Here is a 19,952-nt window from a genome sequence, read left to right on the forward strand (position 1 = left end):
CTCACCACCGCCAATTCAACTTATGCACTGCCGTCTTCAGCAATTCAAGCCTGATAGCGAAGCCTCTGAATGGTGACCCACACAAGACCAAGCGGCATCCGTGCACCGATGGCACAGCCGCCGAACGGCCAAGGCTGCTGATCAAGCTTTAGCGCACCGGCGCGTATCGCCCACATCAATGTCAGCCGATGTCCGGCCCGTCCGCTCCAACCGGATCCGCCAAACGCCCAGAGCCAGCGTTACGATCAGCCCGATCGGCATCAACTGGATGCCGGCCCAATCGCCCACCAGCACCCCGTACAAGGGCAGTAGCCACAGCACTACCATCAGTTCACGTTGACCTGGCAGCCATCCGCAGCGATTGGCATGAATACCCAACCACGCCATGGCAATTCCCAGGAAAGCCAGGTCGTAGTCGTACAGGTAGGAGGGAACCAGCAGCATTGCAGTCGACAGCACCGCGGCGCGAAGCGCAAAGCTGCATGGACGCGACCATGCGTAGATCAGCGAGGCCACCGCAATGCCGGCGACCAGTGCATGTACGACATATGGCACCGCGACACCTCCGACGAGCAACTTGGCGGCTGCAAACATCGTCGGCATCCGCATCATCGTTGCCCTGCCATTTTCGACCGCCGTACGTGCAATCGCTATTGCGTCCAGGAAGGCAGAGAACGGCTCGATACCGAAGCACACCAGCGACAGCATCACCAGTGCCATTGCACTTGCGGCCATCCCCAGCAACGCGCGCCACTGGCCTGCACAGAGCAAGGCAAGCGGGAACATGACCGCAATATGCGGCTTGACCGTAAGCAGCCCGAGCAACATGCCAGCCACTACGGGGCGTCCGCGCAGAAGCGTCAATGCCAGACCGGCAGTGCCGGCAAGCCAGAGTGAGTTCTGCCCCGTCGCAATGCATACCGCGACCGCTGGGAAGCCCAGTGCCGCAATCCCCGCGCCGCGCCGGGCCAATGTCCGGGACATTGCCCACCCAAACCAGCTTGCCCCTCCCATCAAGAACAGGAAGGCAGCGGCCCTATAAGGCAGCAAACCGAGTGGTAGGACCGGCAGCAGGAATGTAGGCGGATATAGCCACGGCAGTTCGCCGCCTCCAGCCAGTACCCCAGGCACCGTCGCAAGCTCTTTAGCCTGGAGCAGGTCAAGATTGTAGGGAGCAGTCGCGCCATGCTCCAGAGCCACGCGGGCGGCGCTCCAGAAGACTACGAAGTCTGCTCCCGGCGATAAGACACCGGGGACGTTCAGGATCCAGGCACGAAATATTCTCAATCCCAGGAACACGGCGCAGCAGATCAGCGACACACAAGAATACAACCACATGCGCTGCGCGTTGAGCCAGTGCGCGTCCGGCGCGCGGAACAACGGCTTGCTGCCTGCTAGGTTCTCAAAGGCCATGTCAGTCGCTCCCGCACTCACATTTGGGACGAAAGCGGCTAGTCCCGGCGTTGCCCGGCCGTGCCCCTGCATCTGCATTCATGGGTGTTCCACTCATGGCTTCTCCCTTTCGATTCTGCGCCGGTCATCTCCACGATCCGCTTCTCTATACGTTGTCACTTGCCGACCGACAAATTCATTGTTGTTGCCCGTACTAGGAAGGGCAAGGCAATGGCTTTGTCCTGAAGAGCACAGACTCGTTGCCCGCCAACGCATTCCGGCAGCAACGTTTCCATGCTGAATCATGCAACTCTGAATCCGGGAACACCAGATCTCCCAGTCCCCGGCGCGGATTCTGAGGAGTGCCTAGCCACGGTGCGGCACAGACGGGCAGACGTGTTGTTTCTATTCAGAAACGCCAGTCCGGCGCATCACCGCCTCATCCATCGGGGGGCCCCATACGGCGACAAGTGCTCAAAAGAGTCAAGCGCGTCGTCCAACCGCCGGATGCATCGCGCCTGGCTCACCTCGCCGGCTCATGCTTTTGGCGGAAGGCAACGCGCCATCGCTCACGGTTGCGGAACGCGCACCGTGCCGAGCCCTAGTCCATCGGTTCTGTCATCCGAATTAGTCTCTGCGGCTCGCGTTTCGATCTGGCAACGAAGTTCTTTCCGGGGCCCCCTCTTGCACGTCGGCGAGGCCAGTGCCGATCGCACACGCTTCCCGCAAACCATTGCGGGACAACGGTTCTGCGCAACCTGGCCCGCGACTTGCCTATGCCAGGGCACGCGGCAACGCATTCAATCGGATTGCCGCAGTGCCGGCGCGTTGGCCGGATCACGAGAACATACGGGGAAATTCGCCATGTCTGTCGTCTGCCGACTTGGTTCGCCGCACCGGAACGCCAGCCGCGCTGTCATTGCCCCGAGCGTGCCGTTCCGTTGCATGGTCCGCGCCGGCCATGCGCAGCACGCAGCGCGATGCATGCACGCCTCGGCAGAACGCCGATTGCAGGCGCGCAGCCCTAAAGGTGTGCAAGGCAGCCCTGGCCGCTGGCCGTTCCATGCGTGCGCCATCTGCGCGCCGCCGCGCTACCGCACATTTTGCGCATTGATTCACGGCGCTGCGTTCTCTGACCGTAGTTCCGCAGTCTTGTAGTACCGAGTCCTTGTTCCTCACAAAAGGAGTTTGTCATGCAAAACCTGACCACCATGCTCAAGCAATTCATCCGCGACGAAGATGGCGTGACGGCCATCGAGTACGGCCTGATTGCTGCCCTTATTGCAGTCGTCATCATCACGGCTGTGACTATCGTCGGCACTCAATTGGCCACCACATTCAACAAGATCGGCACCGCTCTCACGACCGCCAACACCTAACACTTGGCGAGCCCGCATGGCTGCTCAGAACTGGCCGGCCATGCGGAAACCACAATGCTCGGCGTATCGCCTCCATCACCGGGAACGCGAAATGCAAAAGCTCCTCAACCGGACCGCGGATCTATTGCACGATGACGCAGGCGTCACGTCCATCGAGTACGCGTTGCTCGGCATGCTTATCGCGGTCGCCATTGTCGGCGCCGTCTCTTCGGTCGGGGATGCCGTCAAGACCTTGTATGAATCCCTCGCCGCCAAGATGCCGTGATGCATCGGGCCGATGAATCTACTGCCGCCCAAACTACCGGTCCCAAGCGCCATGCCATCCGACACCATCGCCACCTTCATTGGCCCCATCACCATCGTCATCGTATCGATCGCGGCGGCCATCGACCTGGACCGGCGTCGCATTCCGAACTGGCTGACCCTCGGCTCATGGATGGCAGCCCTGCCAATGCAGGTTGCCATCCACGGCATGGCCGCCGGATCGCTGGCGTGGCTCTGCGGATGGATCGCTGGCCTGATCATCTTCCTGCCTTTCTACCTGCTGCGAGGCATGGCTGCGGGCGACGTCAAGCTGATGGCCGCCGTCGGCGCATGGCTGGGCGCAAGCATGGTGCCGTCGATCGCGGTTGCAACCTGGTTGATCGGCGGAGCCTGGGCTCTGGCACTGATTTTCATCACCGGAAAAGCCCGCGCGACGTTTTCGACAGTCGGCAACATGCTGCTGAGTGTGGCCATTCAACGTCGCATGGGACCTGCGAACCCTGGGGGCAAATCATCCGCTGGATCCATACCTTATGGTGTCGCCATCGCCGGCGGCACCCTGGCCATGCTCTTTTTCGGTACGTGAAGCAGTCAACGCAACCGCGCCTGCAGTGACGGGTGCCTCGATAAGAACGCGCAGATCCGCAAACAGGGGGCGGCAATGAACGAGCATCACGACGTGGGACATGCACCTCGACTCCTCGAGCCCGTCTCGACTGGCAGGAATACCGGCGGCGACCACAGCTCGGTGCCGCTGCCCCCCTGGCATGTGCTGCCGCGCACCATCGCCGATACTGGCCTTGAGATTGCCCAATTGCTCGGCCTGCTAATGAAGGCGGCTTACCTGCACCGTACAGTGACCTTGGCAGTTCTGACGGATTCGCTGAAGCTTCCTGCCGCGGTGGTCAACGAAATCGCCGCTGTCGCGGTCCGCGAGCGCCTTCTCGAAATTGCACACCGCGGCGCCAGCGATCTCGACGTTCGCTTTCGACTTACCGATGCCGGCTACACGCGTGCCGCCGAAGCTTCCGCGCGCTGCAGCTACAACGGTCCGGCACCGGTCAGCCTGGATGCCTACATCGAAGCCGTCAAGCACCACTCGGTCAGCCACGGCTCCGTCACCAAAGCCGACGTCACCGCGGCATTTCACGATCTCGTGATCCCGGTCCACTTGCTTGACGCGATCGGCATGGCGCTGAATACCTACCGCGCGCTGATGATCTATGGCCCGGCCGGCAGCGGCAAGACCTACCTGGCGCAGCGTCTTGGCATGCTACTGCCGGGCGCGGTCCCGGTGCCGCATGCCATCACCGTGGCCGGCGAAATCATCCAGGTGTTCGACCCGCTGGTGCATGTGCCCTTTATTGACAGCGAGGCATCGATGGCACGCCGCTCGCTGGACCGCCGCTGGGTCCTTTGCCACCGCCCGGTAGTGCTGTCCGGTGGCGAGCTCACGCTGGCAATGCTGGACCTGCGCTACGACCGCACCGCGGGGTTCTACCAGGCGCCACCGCACATGAAGGCCAACAACGGCATCTATATCGTCGATGACCTGGGCCGGCAACTGGTCGGGGTCGATGACCTGCTCAACCGCTGGATCGTGCCGCTGGACCGCTCGGTCGACATGTTCACGCTGCAGACCGGCGTGCGCTTCTCGGTGCCGTTCGACGTCTGGCCGGTGTTCTCGACCAACCTCGAACCCTCCGCGCTCGGCGACGAGGCCTTCCTGCGCCGCCTCGGCAGCAAGCTCTACGTCGGGCCGCTGTCGCTCGATGACTACCGCGAGGTGTACCAGCGTACGGCCGCGGAATTCGGGCTGACCAGCGCCGAAGCCGTCTTCGAGTTCCTGGTCGACAGCCTGCATTACGAGAGCGACACGCCGCTGATGGCCTGCCTCCCGCGCGATCTGCTGCGGTTGGTCGCTTCAGGGGTGCGCTACCACGGCCATGCCCCGCAGGTGACCCAGGAAGGACTGCTCGCCGCATGGCAAGCCTATTACGGATTGCGGACCTCGGCCGAGGGCATGCCATCGGCCAGCACGATTCAACACTGGTCCATCGACCAGCGCGCGGCAAGCTGAACGTACCAGCTCACACGGAACTTCCAGGGGAGAGTCATCATGAAAAACACACGCGCAATCCTGATGCTGCTGATTGCCCTGCTCGCCGGCGTGGCGGCCGTGGTATCGGCGTCGCGATGGCTGATGGAGCAATCGTCCAGCTCCGTCAAGCAGGTGGTGGTGGCCGCCAATGATCTGAACCTGGGGCAGCCGCTGAATGGCAGCCAGCTGCGCCTGGTCAACTGGCCCACGGCCAGCGTGCCGCCCGGCGCGTTCGAAGACCTGAAGCTGCTGGAAGGCCGCGTGGTTCGCACCAGCCTGCAGCGTGGCGAGCCGGTGCTCGACGCCAAGCTCGCGCCGATCGGCACCAAGGGCGGCCTGTCCGCCGTCATCAACGACGGCAAGCGGGCCATCACGGTGCGCGTCAACGACGTGGTCGGGGTGGCCGGCTTTGCGCTGCCGGGCAACTACGTCGACGTGATCGTCAATACCAATGAGGAAGCCAAGACCGCGCAGAACGGCAGCATCTCGAAGATCGTGCTCGAGAAGATCCTGGTGCTCGCCGTGGCACAGCAGGTCAGCCGCGACGACACGCAGCCGAAGGTGGTCAACGCGGTGACGCTGGAAGTCTCGCCGGACCAGGCCGAAAAGCTCGACGTGGCGCGCAGCGTGGGAACCCTGTCGCTGGTGCTGCGCAACCAGATGGACGTCGCCGACATCAATACCGGTGGCGCGACCAAGGGCACGCTGCTGGGCAAGGCGCCCGAAGCGCCGCAGGTCAAGGTGGTCACGCAGACGCAAACGCGCACCGTGGTCAAGACCCGCACGGTGGCGGCACAACCGCACGCAGGCAACTGTGTTGGCGTGCTGTCGGGTATCCAGGGCGGCGTAGAGTGCTTCTGAGCTCGTACCGCACGGCATCGATGAATTTTGCGCTGTCACACAGCCTCTCCGGGGGGAGATTCAAAATGAACCAGAAACGATCCGAAGCCGCCGGCGGCACCCGCCTCCTGGTGCTGGCTGCCATCCTCTGCACACCGCTGGCCGCCGCGGCACAAGCCGCCATCGAAGCCGGCAACGTGGGCAAGGCCACCGTGCCCGCGGCGGCCAAGGCGCCCCAGGCGCCGATGCAGATGACCATCAGCATGGCGCCAGCCGGCACGGCACCCGCCGGGGGCGCTGCGCCGGTGCCTGCCGCGGACGCGCGCGGCCCCAACTGCACCGGCTCGGTCCGGGCTGAGTCGAGCGTGATCGTTCCGGTCGGCAAGTCGCAGCTGATCACGCTGCAGGAGCCGGTAAAGAATCGAACGCTGGGCAACCCGAACGTCGTGCAGGCCACGATGGTATCGGCACAGACGCTCTATGTGTTGGGGCGCTCGGTGGGAACCACCAACATGATCGTGCAGGGCCGCAGCGGCAGCTGCAGCATCATCAACGTGGTGGTCAACGCCGATGCCGGCGGGCTGCAGACATCGCTCGGCCAGCTCCTGCCCGGTGAACCCGGCATCAAGGTCATGACGGCCGCGGACAACCTGGTGTTGACAGGCAGCGTCACCAATTCCCAGTCGGCCCAGCAGGCCATGGAAATTGCGCAGGCCTATGCCAACGCCGCGCAGGCGGGTGGCGGTGACGCCAGCAAGAAAGGCGGCGTGCTGAACATGCTGTCGGTCGATACGCCACAGCAGGTGATGCTCGAAGTGAAGGTGGCGGAGGTTTCGAAGACGCTGCTGAACCAGCTCGGCTCGTCCGTGAACCTGCAAGGCGGCTTCGGCTCCTGGACCGGTGGCGTGGTGACGTCGCTGCTTACCGGCGCCTCGGCAGCGATCTTCGGCAGCAAGGCCAACAACAAGCCATTCCAGTTTGCCGTTGACGCGCAGAAGAACGACAGCCTGGTGAAGATCCTGGCCGAGCCGAACCTCGTCACCATCAGCGGCCAGGAGGCCAGCTTCCTTGCCGGCGGCAAGATCTACATCCCGGTGGCGCAGGCCAATGTGCTGAATGGTGCCGGCACGGTCACGCTGCAGGAAGAAGAGTTCGGCGTGGGCCTGAAGTTCACGCCCACGGTGCTCGCCAATGGCCGCATCCACCTGAAGGTCGCGCCGGAAGTGTCCGAGCTGTCGCCCACCGGCGCCACCGTCAGTGGCAGCAGCCTGGCGGGACAGACCGTGCTGCCGCTCATCACCACCCGCCGCGCCTCCACCACGGTGCAGATGCGTGATGGCGAAAGCTTCGCCATCGGCGGCCTGCTGCAGGACAGCGCGCGCGGCTCGCTCAAGGCACTGCCGGGCGCCGGCGAAGTGCCGGTGCTGGGCACGCTGTTCCGCAGCACGCAGTACCAGCAGGACCTGACGGAACTGGTGTTCATCATCACGCCGCGCCTGGTCAAGCCGATGGCGACCAACAACTACCCGCTGCCGACCGACAGCTTCGCCACGCCTGACCCGTTCTCCCTGTACTTCATGGGCAATATGGAAGGCCGCCGCAATGCGCCGCCGGCCCCGGCCCCGTCGCAACCGGCCGCCCCGGCTCCCGCTGCAGCGCCCGCTACCGCGCCGTCGGCCCCGCGCAGCGAAGCCACCCCGGCCACGTCGATCTCGGCCACGCCGAATGGCCGGGCGCTGGAACAGCCGTCGACGGCTGCAGCGCCGTCCCCGGCGAAGCCGCCCGCACCGGCCCCGGCAGCCCCGCAGCCGGTGGCCGCCGCACCCAGGGCGCCCGCTGCACCAGCGCGCGGCGTGGCGGCGCTGCCGCCGCCGGAGGACTCGGCCGCGCGCATCGCCCGCATCGAAGCCACCGCCGCGCGCCTGGCGCAGGCCCGGACCACGGGCACGGCCAACGGCACCACGTCGGGCAGCAACTGAGCCGCCGCGCCACAGCAAACAGGAGAGCAACCATGAGCAAGATCTCGAAGCTTCCGCGCAGCGCCGCCCTGGTGGCGGGCGCCCTGTCCTGCCTGGGACTGTCGGCCTGCATGACAACCACGCCGGTGTGGGATGGCCAACGGGGCGTGGCACTCGCCACGGTCAACCAGATGCAGATCATCAACCCCGATGCGCCCGCCGGCCTGCCGACTGTCACCGGCACCGACGGCAAAACCGCGGTGGCTGCGATGCGCAACTTTGACCGCTCGCTGATCCGCATGCAGCCGACCGGCGGCAGCACCGGAGGCTTCGGCATCGACTTCGGCTCCGGCGGCTACGGCGGCATAGGCATGGGCGGCGGCGGCAGCTCGCGCTGAGCATGCCCCGAGCACACCATCACGCCGGATCCAGGAAACCAGAAGAGAGACTTGCGAGGACACCATGCTGAAGATCCTGATCGCATCCGAGAACACCGAACGGCTGGCCGAGATCAGCCGGCTCTGCGCCGCCGTCGGGAACTTCCGGGCCATGTCGCTTCAGGAAGGACTGGCCCGCTTCCCGCTCCATGCCAGTTGGCTGCGCATGGCGGACATGCTGATCGTGGAGGTGCCGGATCTGGGACCGGCGCAGATGCTGTCGATCGAAGCCCTGCGCCAGCAACACACCGATCTGCCCTGCATCCTGGTGACGCAGGCGCCCAGCCCGGACGTATTGATCAAGGCGATGCGCGCCGGCATCCGCGATGTGCTGTCGTGGCCGTTGGACAAGGCGCAACTGGCCGAGGCCTTGAAGCGGATCGAAGCTACCCATGTACCGCGCGCGCAGGAAGCTGCCCAGGTCATCTCGCTGATCGCCTGCAAGGGCGGCGTGGGCACCAGCTTCATCACTACCAACCTTGGCGATACGATGGCCAGGCAACATGGCAAGCGCGTGCTGGTGGTCGACCTCAACCGGCACTTCGGGGACCTGACCCACATCGTCACTGACAAGACACCGCCGTCTACGCTCCCGGACGTCTGCGACCAGGTCGACCGCCTGGATGCTGCCTTCCTCGATGCCTGCGTGGTCCACGTGGACAGTGGCTTCGACCTGCTCGCGGGAGCCACGGACCCGGTCAAGGCCACGAAGATCCAGAAGGACAAGCTGGAGTGGATCCTGTCCGTCGCGCAGCCGAACTATGACTTCATCTTCTTCGATATGGGCCAGAGCATCGATCCGTTGTCGATCAGCATGCTGGACCTGAGCGAACGCATCTACGTGGTAACGGAGCCGGCAGTCGCGTGCGGCCGGCCAAGCCGCCGCCTGCTCGACATCCTGCACGCGCTGCACTACCCGGCGGGCAAGATCCAGGTTGTACTGAACCGCACGGGCCGCAAGAACGAGGTGCCGCGCACCACCATGGAAGAGATCCTGGCGATGAAAGTGACGGTGACCCTGCCCGATGATCCCTCAGCCGTGGATGAAGCCGTGAGCCACGGCGAACCGGTTGGCAAGCTAAGCCGGCGCAGCGCCATCGCCCGGGCGTTACAGGCCATGGCCGCACAACTTTCTGCCCCGCCCGAGAACGGCCGCCATAGCAAAGCCGAATCCATTTCACCACTGCGTCGCCTGATGTTGCGCACCAAGAGTACCTGACGATGGCTGCCTGGCCGCGCCGAACCCTATTCCAATGAAGGAGCCCATCATGTCGATCCGCGAACAGCTTGCCGGTGCCGGCCCCGCATTCACGACCAATGGCCACGCCGCGATCCAGTTTTCGACGGCTACGCCTGCCGGCACGTCTTCGTCTCCGGGATACCACGCCCTCAAGCGCGAAGTGCACGAAACTGTGCTGGACCGCGTCGAGCTCGAGCGCCTGGCGCGCTATCCGCAGGAACAGGTGAGACAGGAAGTCGCCACACTAGTGAACCTGATCATCGATGAGCAACGGGTCCTGCTCAACGACAACGAACGACGTCAACTGACGGTCGAGATCTACGACGAGATGTTTGGCTTCGGTCCGCTCGAGCCCCTGCTAAAGGATCCCACGGTGTCGGACATCCTGGTCAACACGGGACGCCAGACTTATGTGGAACGACGCGGCAAGCTCGAACTGACCGACGTCGTGTTCTATGACGATGCGCACCTGATGAAGGTGATCGAGAAGATCGTCTCGCGCGTGGGCCGCCGCATCGATGAAACCAGCCCGATGGTCGATGCACGCCTGCCGGACGGTTCGCGTGTCAACGCCATTATTCCGCCGTCCGCCATCGACGGCCCCCTGCTGTCGATTCGCCGCTTCTCCGTCAACCCGCTTCAGGTTTCTGACCTTGTGGAACTGCGCAGTCTGACGCCGCCGATGGCGCAGCTGCTGCAGGCGCTGTCCAAGGCCAAGATCAACGTGCTGGTATCGGGCGGCACCGGCAGCGGCAAGACCACGCTGCTGAATATCCTGTCCGGCTTTATCCCCGAGGACGAACGCGTGATCACCATCGAGGACGCCGCGGAACTGCAGCTGCGCCAGCCCCACGTCCTGCGCTTGGAAACGCGCCCGCCCAACATCGAGGGCAAGGGCGAGATCACGCAGCGCGCGCTGGTGCGCAACGCGCTGCGGATGCGCCCGGACCGGATTATCCTGGGCGAAGTCCGCGGCGGCGAAGCACTGGACATGCTCAACGCCATGAACACCGGCCATGAGGGCTCGCTGACAACCATCCACGCCAACACGCCGCGCGATGCCCTGACCCGCCTGGAGAACATGGTCAGCATGGCCGGCCTGACCATGCCGGCCAAGGCCATGCGGCAGCAGATCGCCTCAGCGATCACGGTCATCGTCCAGGCCGCGCGCATGACCGATGGCCGGCGCAAGATCATCAGCATCTCCGAAATCACCGGTATGGAAGGCGACATCATCAACATGCAGGAGATCTTCACGTTCCAGCGTACTGGCGTCGACAAGGACGGCACCGTGCACGGTCATTTCCGCGCTACGGGGGTGTACCCGAAGTTCGCCGAACGCCTGCGTGTGTTCGGCGTCGGCCTGCCCGACGAAACCTACGATCCGGCCAAGCGCCATGAGGTCTGAGGCAGGCACGGAATATCACAGCGATAACGCTACGCGGAGACACTCATGAGCATGATCTTCTATGCCTTTGGCATCCTGCTGTTCGTGGCCGTGGTGCTCTGCGTCGAGGGTGTCTTCATCTGGTGGAACAGCACGCATGGTGCGGCGGCCAAGCGCATCGAGGCGCGGCTGCGCGCACTGTCCGCCGGGGGCCAGGTCGGCTCCGAGCAGCTGTCGATCCTGAAGAAGCGGCTGCTCGCCGACTCGCCGCGCATGCAGAAATTGTTGATGAGCATGCCCCGTGTCGGCGCGCTCGACCGTTGGCTCGAGCAGTCGGGCAGCTCCTGGTCAGTGGCCCAGTTGATGGGCTACTGCGCGACGGTAGCTCTGTGCACCGTCGCGCTGATTCCGGTGTCGCCGGTACCCATACCCCTGATGCTGGTCGCCGCCGCGACCGCTGCGGTCCTTCCGATCCTCCATGTGTCGCGCCAGCGGACCAAGCGGATCATTCAGCTGGAAGCGCAGTTGCCCGATGCCGTCGACATGATCGCCCGTGCATTGCGCGCCGGGCACGCGTTCAGTGGCGCGCTCGGCATGGTCGGCCAGGAAATGAAGGCGCCGATCGGCCCGGAGTTCCGCACGACTTTCGAGGAAATCAACTACGGTGTAGCGCTCGATGAAGCCATGACCAATTTGGCCATACGGGTACCCGTAGGTGACCTGCGCTACTTCGTCATTGCGGTCCTGATCCAGCGCGAAAGCGGTGGCAACCTGGCCGAGATCCTCGACACCATCGCCAACATGGTACGCGAACGCCTGAAGCTGTTCGCCAAGATCCGGGTGTTGTCTGCGGAAGGGCGCATGTCTGCCTGGGTGCTGGGCCTGCTGCCCTTTGCCACCGGTGGGATGATCCTGGTGGTCAACCCGGACTTCATGAAAGTGCTTTGGGAAGATCCGATGGGCTTGAAGATGGTCGGCGGCGCACTGGTAATGATGGTGCTCGGCGTCTTGTGGATGCGCAAGATCATCCGCATCCGGGTATGACATCACCACGATCGCCGACGCAGGCAGCGGCGCTCGAACAACATAGTGCTTCGACACAAAGATCATGGGCAGGTAGCCTGACGGGAGTCCATCATGCAAGGCATCATTCAGGGGTTTCAGTCCGATCAGCTTGTCGTGCTTGGGTTGATCTTCGTGGCGGCATTTGGCGCGGTCTTTGGTGTGCTCTATGCGTTCTCGCCCAACCGCATGCGCGGCCGCGCCGAGCAACTCGCGGGCCAGGCAGGGCAGGTTCCCGGTAGCACCGGAAGGCAACAGGCCCTCATCGACAAGCTCGTGCAATGGACGCAGCCGGTATCGCGCCTCTCGCTGCCCAAGGAAGGATGGGAAGGTTCGCAATTGCGGGTGCGTTTCATGAACGCCGGATGGCGTGGCAGAAGTGCCGCGCCGCTGTACTTCACCGCCAAGACACTACTGGCAATCGCCCTGCCGATGGTCGGCCTGATCGCGGTCAGCAATCATCCGTCGCTGCAGCAGCAACACACCATGTTCGCCTTGCTGACGCTGCTTGCCGCCATCGGCTATTACCTCCCGAACACTGTGCTCTCGCGCAAAGTGGCCGAACGCCAGCGCGCGGTATTCGAAGAGTTCCCGGACGTAATCGACCTCCTGACGGTATGCGTGGAAGCCGGCCTCGGCCTCGACGCGGCGCTGATGCGAGTGGCCGATGAACTGGCCCTGCGCTGCCCGGTCCTTGCCGACGAACTGCAGCTGATGCTGCTGGAGTTGCGCTCCGGCTTCTCCAAGGAAAAGGCACTTTCCAACCTCTCGTTACGCACGGGTGTGGAGGATGTTGACAAGTTTGCATCCATGCTGATCCAGGCCGACCGCTTCGGTACCAGCCTGGGCGACTCGCTGCGCGTGCTGTCCGAAATGTTGCGCACCAAGCGCCGCTTGCGGGCAGAAGAACAGGCAGCCAAGATTGCGCTGAAACTGTTGTTCCCACTGATCTTTACGATCTTCCCGTCACTGCTGCTGGTACTGCTGGGCCCGGCATTCATCCAGATCTATCGCGTCCTGTTGCCGACCATGGCCGGCCAGGGATAGCGTAACCGGATAGCCGGAAACGGTTCCCCCGGCTGTCTCCCGGTGCAACGCCGGCAAGACGGTCTTTGCCCGGGCTTGGCTCCGGGCTTTTTCGCCTTCTGCGAGAGCTCTCTGCGGCACCGCTGCGATCCACGGGACTTGACCGGATCGCCAGCCTTCTGAAGAATTCAACCGTCCGTTGCGCGACGCGCCATCCGAATGAATTCGCCCGGAGTCCCCATGAAACTACGTATCCTGAGCGACCTGCATATCGAGCACTCCATGCCGCAATCCGTGCCAGACTGCGAAGCAGATATCGTGATACTGGCCGGCGATATCGCCAATGGCCGCGAAGGCATCGATTGGGCGACTCGAACCTTCGGTCAGCCGGTGATCTACGTGCCGGGGAACCATGAGTATTACGAAGGCAACGTCGACGCGGTGAACCGGATCATGGCGGACGCGGCTGCCGCGCATCCCGGCGTGCATCTCCTCAACGGCGCGGTGGCGGAGTTCAGCGGCGCCAGTGGACGCGTACGCGTCCTGGGCACGACCTGGTGGACAGACTATTGCCTGTTCGGCGCCGACAGGCGCGAGGCATCGATGCAGGCCTGTTCGGCGGTGATGCTGGACCACCGTCTGATCGAGCTAAATGGCGACGACGGTCACCTTCGTCACTTCTCGCCGGAAGACGCGCTGGCGCGCCACGAGGTCGCCTCTGTGTGGCTTGCCAGGGAACTGGCACTGCCCTTCGACGGCAAGACCGTGGTGGTCACACACCACGGCCCCGACCTCGGCAGCCTCGATCCACGCTACTCGCACGACCTGGTATCCAGTGGCTTCCTGTCGCGGCGGCCTGATCTGGTAGCGCAGGCCGATCTCTGGATCCACGGCCATACGCATACCAGCTTCGACTATTGGATCGACTCGTCGCGCGTGGTATGCAACCCTCGCGGCTATGTCAGCCGCCGCACTGGCGAGCTCGAAAACGCCCAGTTTGACTGGTGCTGCGTGGTCGAGATTTGATGCAAGCGCGGATTGCCTTACGCCCGTAACAAGGGGAAGGGGGTCCGCCGCGCTTATCCTTCCCTTAGTCGGCCGATGATGCAATCGCCGCCGATGCACCGCTCATTCGAGACGCATCAGCTGGCGCCATTCCGTACCCATATTGTCGTCGGTAACCTGGCTCATACCGGCAGTGCGAGCCAGGATGCGCGGACAGGATTCCATGGCGTCCTCGCGACGAGAGCTGCCACGGTGCAGCGAGGATTCCCACTCGGCCATCAAGGCATCTGCGACGAAGCGATCCTGGCCCCTACCGGCATCGAGGACCGGCCGGCCATTGACGCGATAGGCTTCCAGAGTCCGGCGGAAGTGTTCGAAGTCCCAGGCCAGAGGTGCACGCGACACAACCATATGATTGCTGAAACGCGCCCCGTAGGGGAATGAAAGGCAAGCCGTGCGCTGAACCCGCTCCGAATCGGTGGTGTTGTAGTAAAGGATCCCTCCTGGATTTAAATGGGCATCGGCCAGTTGAAGGAATTCGGCGGACAGAAGATTGGTGGCATTGGCCCGGAAATGCCAAGTTGTATTAGAGACGATGGCGTCAAAACGCCGCTCGCGGTTCATGCGCAACCAGCGGCGTCCGTCGTCAGTAACGAGTGTCACCTTGGGATTGCTCAGTACAGACGCAACTTCCGCCGCCCCCGCCACCAACTCCACGTAGCCGGGGTTGATCTCCACGATCGTGAGCGATCGGACTTCCGGATTGTTGGCAATCACCTGTGCCCACGAACCCGATGACAGTCCGATCATCAGCACGTCGCGGGGGTGGCGATGGAACAGGTTCAGCGCATAGGGACGCAAGATGCCATTTGTGTCATGCCGCAGATCGACGTTGAAACGGCCGTCATACATACCACCGCCATACACAGTACCCTCCCGATCAACCGTGATGATGCCGCTGCGGTTTTCGATCACATGAGCGAAGGGCCCCTTGGCTTCGGGTGAACCTTTCCATAACAGCGATTCCAGTACGCCGATACTGAGTGCCGGGAGTGCCACTACGGTCAACACGCCCATGACGCCGGCACAGCCGGCATGCCAGCGCTTCACCTGCGGTGGTAGTGGCAGCCACGCGTGCAACAACAACAAGCAAGCGACACCAGCCCCAACCAACACCATGGAAATGCTGACTAGTCCGAGATGCTCCATCAGAACAAAGCCGGTAAGGACGCTGCCCGTGACCGAGCCGGCGATGTTGGCAAGATAGAGTAGAGCAATGCGCATACCGGCATGGCCGTCGGGGGACACGCCCCAATGCGCCAGGCAAGGTAGCAGCGTCCCCCAACTGCGAGCTACCACGAACACCACCAGCAGCGAGACGCCAAGCTCCGCGCCACCGGGGACGGGGAAATGCGCCAGCAGTGGCAGAAACAGCAAGCCCACCAGATTGGCCTTTAGCAGCGAACCTGACAATTGCCGCATGCCGTGTTCCAGCGCCCCTGCGCACCACTCCCCCGCCTGGCGCGATCCCGAGGCGATGCCGATCAAGAATGCTGCCAAAGTAGCTGAGAAAGCCGAAGCCCCGCTCCCGGATGCATAAGACACTGTGCGAAAGAAGAAGATCTCATACGAGAGCGAGATCGCCCCGCCAGCACAAGCCAGGGCCAGCACCGCGCCGAAGCGCAGTGCCGGTGTCGTGGTCGACGAAAAAACCTGCGATTGTGCCGCGCCCGTATCGCCTCTACCACGGCCGCGCCAGTGCGCGACCAACGCCACGACGGCTACGGCTGCGTTGATGGCAACCGCCACGTACACTGCGGCCTGCATGCCGAGAAAAGGGAATAGCAACACGGTACAGATCAGGCAAGCAACACCGGCCCCCAATGTATTGACGTAGTACAGCAAACCAACGGAGCCGCCCACGTTCCCGGAGCGTCGAGCCAGGTGTCCAACCAGCACCGGCAGCGTTGCGCCCATGAGCAACGTCGGCGCCAGCACCAGCGCCAGCGCCACTGCCGCTGTCGCGCTTAAGGGCAGACCCAGCGCTAGTGTGCCAACCCGGTCAAATACATCAAGCGAAACGAGGCCGAAGGTTCCGGTAAGAAGTTCGATCGCGGCCAGCAACGGAAGCAGGGCAAGGCCGCGTCGCTTCGACAAGAACCCGCCCGCGAGACTGCCAAGCCCAAGTCCCAGCATGAAGGCGGTGACGACGATGGTCACCGACTCGATATTGACGCCGAGAATCCGAAACAGCGCCCTTTGCCATATCAGCTGGTAAATAAGCGCCGGGAATCCGGAAAAGAAAAACAGGACGCAGATGGTGTGCTTCCAACGCAGCGCAGTGGCATCCGTCGGGATTCTTCCGTCATCTCGAACCCGTATTTCCGTCGGCGATGCGTTTGCGATTGGGTTTCTCGTTTCCATGGATTCCCTCTAGCCGAAGATTCTTCTTCTCTGTAGCGCGTTAGCGATTCGAAAACAACGGGCCAGCCAAAGTGCGAAGAGGGCACGCGACGCGCCCCGGCTCAGACCGGCTGAGGCGCTGCAGCGGGCTCCGCTCTTGCCGGCGTGCTCCGGTGGGCAAGCAAGTGCAGCGCGCCAGCAGTCAGCGCCCACAATCCCACGCCAGCCACGACATCGACAAGATAGTGACCACCCTCGGTGGGGGTCGACATGATCATCAACAGGTTAATCAGGCCGATGATCACCAAGCCCACGCGCGTCCAGCGCATCGCTTGCACAAAGAACAGAGCCATAGCCGTGTGATACGACGGAATCGACACCAGGCCTTGCATTTGCGCGAGGTCGAACACCTGCATCGCTCCCTCACGGAGCGCGCTGAAGTGTGAAACGGTAGCCATCTCTGCCGGGCTCGCCACGTCGAAAAAAACAAAGGCTCCGGCAGCCGGCCAGGGAGCCGCGATCAGCAGCAGCAGCACACATGAGAGCATCAGATTGGAAAGAAACTCTCGCAAGTAAGCAGCGCGCCCCAGCAGCCCGATCAGCATTGGCACCAGCACCAGTTGAGGCAAACCGCTGGCGTAGGCCAGCTGCAGGACGAAGTTCAGCGTCCAATGCGACCGCACCCAGGCATAGGCCCGCGGCCAATCAAAGCCCAGCATCGCATCCAATGCCGCAAGTTTGGTGTCCACCAATGGAGGAGCAAGCGTGACAAGCAAGTAGGACAAGACACTCATGACACTGGTGAAGGCAACCATCAACGCGCCACACTGCGCTACCAGCGCCAGCCGTCGGTAGTGGAGTCCGCGCGACGTCGTCGTTATGCGTGGGAGGCTTGCAATCAAATTCAGCACGAAGGCGATGGCCCCAAGGAGGGCCACAGCCACGCATTGCGCGACTAGACTGCCATGCGTGACCGAATGCCCGCTGACAATCAGCCAAACGAAATCCAGCACCAGAATCACGAGCACAATGGCCCATCGGATAGCATCGCCCCGGGTAAACACCTGAGTATCAGTTGTCATTTTGCAGTCCCCCTGGAACCGTTCGGACGGAAATTTAGGCGCTGCTGAGGAGGCATGGTGCATCCACTCGCAAACTTTCGGCTAGCCGACCCGCCCTTCTTGCCGCGTTGCGGTTTGGGACCCTGGGATCCTAGCTGCATACAGTGCCGCTTCCAGGATCCTGCCCCATGATTTCCCGTGGAAGATAGGTCACGAATCCGGGTACTGCGAGGCCGGAAGAGAACCCGATCCATGCCGCCGGTGATACCGGAGAAGCGCTCATCCCTGTCACGCTGACGGAAACCCCGGTACAGGATGTGCTGTCGCAACTTGCGCTGATGCCGTTCGCGTCGTACCAGGTAACAGCGACGTTACTGGACGAGAGACTCGGAACGATCTGTTGCATCCGGCTGAGCACTGATCCCGATCCTCGCCCGCACACCACGGCCTGCCTTGCGCCCCACCGCGTGGCTTCCGCCACGGAGTTCCAGGTGAACAGCACGCGCCCGAACTCCAGTATTCCAAGAAGCACCGCAAAGAAGAGCACTGCGACGAGCGCAAACTCCACTGCCGTCGCACCCCGCTGATGCCTATTCATATGCCTGCCTCATCGTGGCTGAGATGTCGCTGAAGGAAATCGACGTCAGGGAATTGCTGCCGCCGGTGTAGAACCGCGTGAAGCCCAGAAGGTCGAGGAGAGGCGTAAACGTGTAGCCCGAGATCCGGACCGTTACCGTGTTGATGGCAGGATTACTGCCCTGCCCCATATTGGAGGTACACGTCGGATCGGCGGCATCGCAAATGCTGACCATGCCCGTAGTCAGGCCCGGCACCAGCGTCGCCTGGTTATTGGTCACCACCGGAGTCCCATAAACCACCAACTGCTGTGCCATGGCATGCGCCGCCGCGTTGCCTGCCGCCTGCGTGCTCAGGTAGCGGGCCGCGTCACGCACGGACTTCGCCAGCGTGTTGTACGTATAGATGGCCCGACCGAACTCTGTGACCGCAAAACAGATCGCCAGCAGCAATGAGATCGTGATGGCAAACTCGATGAGCGCCACGCCTTTCTGTCGCTGTTTCATCGACTCCCCCTACTGTACGAGTGCCGGAATCATGGGGCCGAAATTGCCGCCGGCCAGGCCGTTGGTCGTGCAAGGACTGCTGATGCTCGCGGCGTTACCAAGGTATTCGAACTGCACCGTATCGGTTGGACCGCTGATTGGCTGCAACATGAGCATGCAGGCAAAATCAGCCACCTTCGATGAGGAAACAACCGGCACGATGACAAGGCGACGGCTCATCCCCAGCTTGGCGATGTCCCCCGTGCTGCCCGGTGAGGCAAGGTTCTTGTAGCCGCCCTTCATGTTGAGGCCAGTAATGTTGTCGCCGGCGTTTACATCCGTGCCTGTATCTGCATAGCTCGCAAACGTGAGCCGCTTGGCTTTGAAGTTAACCGCAGTCGGGTCGGCTCCGCCGGATGGGCCGTTATACGCGTTCCTGCCATTGGGCCAGTTCTTGATCGTGTAGGCATAGCCTGTGAAATCAGGCCGCAACGTCTGCATGTCTCCATTGTTCTTGTAGATGCCGAAGCGGCCGTTCCACTGATCGTCGACAGCGACTTTCGCGCCCGGGGTCCGCAGCGTATCGTTGACCTTGGAATTGCAATACCCGACCGACATCTCGTTCTTTGTCTCATTGGCGTTGGTCGAGCCATCAAGGTTGTACCAGCCCATTTCCCCGGGACCAGCCGTCTTCGTCCCGTCATAGAGTACGGTCACCCAGTCGCCAACCGCGAAGCCATAGTCGGGTGAAGTCCCACCGGTTCTCGGGAGCAGCCCAACAGGGATGGGGCAAGTGCTCTGGGCATGCGTACGCGTGGCAACGCCTACGGCCGCCACCGCATTACTGGTCGGCCCACCCACCATCTGGATGAGATAAGCCACGATCCCACTGGTCAAATGATTGCACTTGGCGTAGCGCGCATTGGCCACCGGCGTGAAGGTCGAACTGAACGCGCCGGTGAGCGTGTCGCTGAACGTGACATCCGTGTCAATGAGTGATGCCGATGCCTTCTGGTATTGAACCTTGTTGGCGTTCCCGGCGGTCAGGCCGGCGCTCGTCCCCCGTGTCAGGGCATCCGCGGCACCATCAAGTTCTTGTGCCGCCGCCAGCGCGCAGCTGTCGACGGCTGACTGCAGCTCGGTCTTGGCGACGAACATGGCCCCAAGGTCGATGACCAGGCCGGCCATGCCCAGCAGCACGGCAAGGGTCAGGCCCACAATCGGAAGAATGACCCCTCTTTCCTTCTTGTTGTCGTACCTGGACATATGGCTTCGCCCTTGGATAATCATGTGAGCACGATGGGGCGAATTGCGGGAACGGGTCCGAATAGCCATT

The 19,952-nt window shown here is 62.9% G+C and carries 18 protein-coding genes; 12 read left to right on the plus strand and 6 right to left on the minus strand.

The features are described from left to right. Nucleotides 1-141: 141 nt before the first annotated feature. The gene (locus ACIGJB_RS12155; protein ID WP_483730050.1) at nt 142-1,413 is read right to left on the minus strand and encodes a glycosyltransferase family 87 protein; all 1,272 of its coding nucleotides are present in this window, start codon (nt 1,411-1,413) and stop codon (nt 142-144) included. A 1,172-nt stretch (nt 1,414-2,585) separates the two neighbouring features. Between ACIGJB_RS12155 and ACIGJB_RS12160 the strand changes: the two genes are divergently transcribed. From ACIGJB_RS12160 to ACIGJB_RS12215, 12 genes are all read left to right on the plus strand, one after another. After that, on the plus strand, nt 2,586-2,771 hold the full coding sequence (locus tag ACIGJB_RS12160; protein WP_483730051.1) for a Flp family type IVb pilin: 186 nt from the start codon (nt 2,586-2,588) through the stop codon (nt 2,769-2,771). A gap of 16 nt (nt 2,772-2,787) precedes the next feature. Further along, nucleotides 2,788-3,036: a Flp family type IVb pilin gene (locus tag ACIGJB_RS12165; RefSeq protein WP_483730052.1), complete on the plus strand. Its 249-nt coding sequence runs from the start codon at nt 2,788-2,790 to the stop codon at nt 3,034-3,036. A gap of 51 nt (nt 3,037-3,087) precedes the next feature. Further along, nucleotides 3,088-3,621: an A24 family peptidase gene (locus ACIGJB_RS12170; RefSeq protein WP_483730053.1), complete on the plus strand. Its 534-nt coding sequence runs from the start codon at nt 3,088-3,090 to the stop codon at nt 3,619-3,621. Nucleotides 3,622-3,696: 75 nt separating this feature from the next. Next, nucleotides 3,697-5,115 carry a P-loop NTPase family protein gene (locus ACIGJB_RS12175; protein ID WP_483730054.1) on the plus strand — a complete coding sequence of 473 codons (1,419 nt, stop codon included), beginning with the start codon at nt 3,697-3,699 and terminating at the stop codon, nt 5,113-5,115. 39 nt (nt 5,116-5,154) lie between these two features. Then, nucleotides 5,155-5,997 (plus strand): Flp pilus assembly protein CpaB, encoded by an 843-nt coding sequence (cpaB, locus tag ACIGJB_RS12180; RefSeq protein WP_483730055.1) that lies wholly within the window; start codon nt 5,155-5,157, stop codon nt 5,995-5,997. Between the two features lie 65 nt (nt 5,998-6,062). Next, the gene (locus ACIGJB_RS12185) at nt 6,063-7,955 is read left to right on the plus strand and encodes a type II and III secretion system protein family protein (RefSeq protein ID WP_483730056.1); all 1,893 of its coding nucleotides are present in this window, start codon (nt 6,063-6,065) and stop codon (nt 7,953-7,955) included. A gap of 32 nt (nt 7,956-7,987) precedes the next feature. Next, entirely contained in the window at nt 7,988-8,332 is a 345-nt protein-coding gene (locus ACIGJB_RS12190; protein ID WP_483730057.1) for a hypothetical protein, read from the plus strand. Nucleotides 8,333-8,396: 64 nt separating this feature from the next. Then, nucleotides 8,397-9,590 carry a CpaE/TadZ family protein gene (locus ACIGJB_RS12195; protein WP_483730058.1) on the plus strand — a complete coding sequence of 398 codons (1,194 nt, stop codon included), beginning with the start codon at nt 8,397-8,399 and terminating at the stop codon, nt 9,588-9,590. 49 nt (nt 9,591-9,639) lie between these two features. Further along, entirely contained in the window at nt 9,640-11,019 is a 1,380-nt protein-coding gene (locus ACIGJB_RS12200) for a TadA family conjugal transfer-associated ATPase (protein ID WP_483730059.1), read from the plus strand. A 45-nt stretch (nt 11,020-11,064) separates the two neighbouring features. Next, entirely contained in the window at nt 11,065-12,042 is a 978-nt protein-coding gene (locus ACIGJB_RS12205) for a type II secretion system F family protein (protein ID WP_483730060.1), read from the plus strand. A gap of 93 nt (nt 12,043-12,135) precedes the next feature. Continuing rightward, nucleotides 12,136-13,107, plus strand: coding sequence for a type II secretion system F family protein (locus ACIGJB_RS12210; RefSeq protein ID WP_483730061.1), 972 nt, complete (start codon nt 12,136-12,138; stop codon nt 13,105-13,107). Nucleotides 13,108-13,326: 219 nt separating this feature from the next. After that, the gene (locus ACIGJB_RS12215; protein WP_483730062.1) at nt 13,327-14,112 is read left to right on the plus strand and encodes a metallophosphoesterase family protein; all 786 of its coding nucleotides are present in this window, start codon (nt 13,327-13,329) and stop codon (nt 14,110-14,112) included. Nucleotides 14,113-14,214: 102 nt separating this feature from the next. Here ACIGJB_RS12215 and ACIGJB_RS12220 read toward each other — a convergent pair whose 3' ends face one another. The 5 genes from ACIGJB_RS12220 to ACIGJB_RS12240 form a co-directional block, all read right to left on the minus strand. Next, nucleotides 14,215-16,515, minus strand: a complete 2,301-nt coding sequence (locus tag ACIGJB_RS12220; RefSeq protein WP_483730063.1) for a spermine/spermidine synthase domain-containing protein — start codon at nt 16,513-16,515, stop codon at nt 14,215-14,217. Nucleotides 16,516-16,616: 101 nt separating this feature from the next. Next, on the minus strand, nt 16,617-17,576 hold the full coding sequence (locus ACIGJB_RS12225; RefSeq protein WP_483730064.1) for a phosphatase PAP2 family protein: 960 nt from the start codon (nt 17,574-17,576) through the stop codon (nt 16,617-16,619). Nucleotides 17,577-17,706: 130 nt separating this feature from the next. Next, complete coding sequence (locus ACIGJB_RS12230; RefSeq protein WP_483730065.1) at nt 17,707-18,153, minus strand: TadE/TadG family type IV pilus assembly protein; 447 nt, start codon at nt 18,151-18,153, stop codon at nt 17,707-17,709. Further along, nucleotides 18,146-18,637 (minus strand): TadE/TadG family type IV pilus assembly protein, encoded by a 492-nt coding sequence (locus ACIGJB_RS12235; RefSeq protein ID WP_483730066.1) that lies wholly within the window; start codon nt 18,635-18,637, stop codon nt 18,146-18,148. Before ACIGJB_RS12235 ends, ACIGJB_RS12230 begins: the two co-directional genes overlap by 8 nt. 9 nt (nt 18,638-18,646) lie before the next feature. After that, nucleotides 18,647-19,882 carry a pilus assembly protein TadG-related protein gene (locus tag ACIGJB_RS12240; protein ID WP_483730067.1) on the minus strand — a complete coding sequence of 412 codons (1,236 nt, stop codon included), beginning with the start codon at nt 19,880-19,882 and terminating at the stop codon, nt 18,647-18,649. Nucleotides 19,883-19,952: the final 70 nt, after the last annotated feature.

The organism is Cupriavidus sp. C2SS-8b (genome assembly GCF_057073745.1).

Bases quoted from the DNA above. Each gene is read 5' to 3' on its own strand.
- ACIGJB_RS12195 (WP_483730058.1), top strand. From the start codon at position 8,397: ATGCTGAAGATCCTGATCGCATCCGAGAACACCGAACGGCTGGCCGAG.
- ACIGJB_RS12215 (WP_483730062.1), top strand. From the start codon at position 13,327: ATGAAACTACGTATCCTGAGCGACCTGCATATCGAGCACTCCATGCCG.
- ACIGJB_RS12170 (WP_483730053.1), top strand. From the start codon at position 3,088: ATGCCATCCGACACCATCGCCACCTTCATTGGCCCCATCACCATCGTC.
- cpaB (WP_483730055.1), top strand. From the start codon at position 5,155: ATGAAAAACACACGCGCAATCCTGATGCTGCTGATTGCCCTGCTCGCC.
- ACIGJB_RS12175 (WP_483730054.1), top strand. From the start codon at position 3,697: ATGAACGAGCATCACGACGTGGGACATGCACCTCGACTCCTCGAGCCC.
- ACIGJB_RS12165 (WP_483730052.1), top strand. From the start codon at position 2,788: ATGGCTGCTCAGAACTGGCCGGCCATGCGGAAACCACAATGCTCGGCG.
- ACIGJB_RS12220 (WP_483730063.1), bottom strand. From the start codon at position 16,515: ATGGAAACGAGAAACCCAATCGCAAACGCATCGCCGACGGAAATACGG.
- ACIGJB_RS12240 (WP_483730067.1), bottom strand. From the start codon at position 19,882: ATGTCCAGGTACGACAACAAGAAGGAAAGAGGGGTCATTCTTCCGATT.
- ACIGJB_RS12160 (WP_483730051.1), top strand. From the start codon at position 2,586: ATGCAAAACCTGACCACCATGCTCAAGCAATTCATCCGCGACGAAGAT.
- ACIGJB_RS12235 (WP_483730066.1), bottom strand. From the start codon at position 18,637: ATGAAACAGCGACAGAAAGGCGTGGCGCTCATCGAGTTTGCCATCACG.
- ACIGJB_RS12190 (WP_483730057.1), top strand. From the start codon at position 7,988: ATGAGCAAGATCTCGAAGCTTCCGCGCAGCGCCGCCCTGGTGGCGGGC.
- ACIGJB_RS12155 (WP_483730050.1), bottom strand. From the start codon at position 1,413: ATGGCCTTTGAGAACCTAGCAGGCAGCAAGCCGTTGTTCCGCGCGCCG.
- ACIGJB_RS12210 (WP_483730061.1), top strand. From the start codon at position 12,136: ATGCAAGGCATCATTCAGGGGTTTCAGTCCGATCAGCTTGTCGTGCTT.
- ACIGJB_RS12230 (WP_483730065.1), bottom strand. From the start codon at position 18,153: ATGAATAGGCATCAGCGGGGTGCGACGGCAGTGGAGTTTGCGCTCGTC.
- ACIGJB_RS12185 (WP_483730056.1), top strand. From the start codon at position 6,063: ATGAACCAGAAACGATCCGAAGCCGCCGGCGGCACCCGCCTCCTGGTG.
- ACIGJB_RS12225 (WP_483730064.1), bottom strand. From the start codon at position 17,576: ATGACAACTGATACTCAGGTGTTTACCCGGGGCGATGCTATCCGATGG.
- ACIGJB_RS12205 (WP_483730060.1), top strand. From the start codon at position 11,065: ATGAGCATGATCTTCTATGCCTTTGGCATCCTGCTGTTCGTGGCCGTG.
- ACIGJB_RS12200 (WP_483730059.1), top strand. From the start codon at position 9,640: ATGTCGATCCGCGAACAGCTTGCCGGTGCCGGCCCCGCATTCACGACC.